The organism is Methylobacterium cerastii (genome assembly GCF_022179125.1).
Lineage (GTDB): Bacteria > Pseudomonadota > Alphaproteobacteria > Rhizobiales > Beijerinckiaceae > Methylobacterium > Methylobacterium cerastii.
The window spans coordinates 1-2,000 of sequence record NZ_BPQG01000103.1; the positions used below are offsets into that span (position 1 = coordinate 1).

1 protein-coding gene is annotated in these 2,000 nt (G+C 59.8%); it reads left to right on the forward strand.

Going from position 1 to position 2,000, the window contains the following annotated elements:
• Positions 1-1,293: 1,293 nt before the first annotated feature.
• Positions 1,294-1,515: a hypothetical protein gene (locus MFF13_RS24355; protein ID WP_238273170.1), complete on the forward strand. Its 222-nt coding sequence runs from the start codon at positions 1,294-1,296 to the stop codon at positions 1,513-1,515.
• Positions 1,516-2,000 lie beyond the last annotated feature (485 nt).

Here is a 2,000-nt window from a genome sequence, read left to right on the forward strand (position 1 = left end):
CCTGAAAACAGCGCTTACGATCGATGTGTGCGGCAGCGACATTAGGATTTGCGGCAAGATAGGCGTTGGTATGGAACGCCGCTGAGAAATCGCGGCCTTCCTTCCACCCGGATTGATCGTAGTGGGCGAGTAAATCGATATGAGCCACGGCCACCGCCGTCTGACATCATTCCGGTCTACCAGGGGTGCCGATCCGCTGGGTTCTGATCCGCGATCCTGAGAACCGCTTCGAGCCGCAAGGGCTGCTCTGCACCGACACCGCACGAGACCCGACCCAGATCGTGACGTGCCTCATCCTGAGCTTGTCGAAGGATCGTCCGACGCTGGCAGGTCGAGGTCACCCTCCAGGAAGCGTGTGCCCATCTCGGCGTCGAGACACAGCGTCAGTGGTTCGACAAGGCTATCGCTCGTACGCCCCCTGCCTGCTCGCCCTGTTCTCCATCGTCACTCTGCTCGCCACCCGACTGACAGCACGTGAGAGGCGGCAGGTCGCGGCGACAGCGTGGTACCCCAAATCGCAGCCGACCTTCTCCGATGCTCCCGCAGCCGTCCGTCGAACTATCTGGCACGAGGAAGCTTCTTCAATGTCAGGCCGCAGGCGCGACCGCAGGAAACCTCGGTTCCGTCTTCCACCAGCCTGGGCCTACGCCCTGTGCCAGGCGGCCTGAATGGCCAAAGTCGAGCAAAGAGCCTCAGCCAGCCCCATAGGCAAGATACCTCAGTCCCGAGTTCCAAATGTGGTGCAACACGATCGTGCGCGCGCATAGCCGGTGTTCGCCGCTTCATCGGCAACCAAGCATTCACGCGAGCCGCGGTTTCGCCTGCATTGAGAGCGACACACGATCGGCTCTCGTGGAGTCCTTGCCCGTGCGTCACGCTCTCCTTCTGCTGATCGTCACTCTTGCCCTCGCTGCGCCTGCCAAGGCGCAGACGCGGTTTGCGGCGCCGCATCCGCAGCCGAGTGCGGAGAGCACAGCGGGCCTTCCAAAGCCTTTGGGATCAGGCGCAGTGTCAAGCGAAGCCGCGAATGCGCAGGCGCGCGCTCGCATGGACAAGTTCGAGCGGCACATCGCCACTCGTAGCGACCGTGCGATCCTCTCAATCTGTGGAGGCTGTAATTCAACAGCAGCACGATCAAATCGGGCACCCCGGCGCATCGAGGCCAACGCCGAGGAACCAGAGTCTCTGATCGAGGACCCTGCGCAGGCCCCCGCAGACTGACGATCCGAGGCATGCTGGGAGTCTTTGCGACCATCCGACTTCATGCGCGTTGTACGCCCTTAAAGAGAGCTGATGCGCATGTCCAACGCTAACGATTTAGAATTCAAATCGACGTTCGTGCTGATGAAGATCGGGCACGACCTCAAAGAGAGTCTTGAGGATACCGTTGAAGCTCTCATTCCAGAGCCTCTTGAGGCCGTTGCAGCTGAGATACAGGACAAAGATACGGGCAAAAGCGTAATACCGCTTAACAACATACGGTATGCACCTCACGATGACGACACTTTGTTTTAACAGAGACTACCGAGAGATCGCGTCCTCGCGGAGCTGGATCGTGTCGAACGCTATCGTGACCCCTAGGTTGACACCCGACAGCCAAGCGTCATCGTTCGCGCAGTCGGTCCCATTACAGAGGTTGCGAAGCCCGGGCATGTACCGAACCTCCAAGCGAGCTAATTTTTAAAAATTGCCGATCGCGCCATTCTGTGATCGGTAAAAGCGGGGCGTTCCTAGAGATTTACGCCGGCAGACCGACAAAAAAAGCAGTCCTCCGCGCTCTGTCCGTCGAAAACTCAAACCTGCAGTCACGGACTACACGCCGATACATCAATTCATACTATAGTGGAACCGACCCGTGTCCAACAGTACGCCTCCGGTGAGGGCCGCGGTCGAGGGCATCGCGCTCTGCGCTGAAGCCTGACCTTAATGCTGGCGTTAAGGTCGGCGGGTCGGGGTGATGCGGGTCGCGCTGCTGGAGGATGCCGAACGGCGGCGGCGCT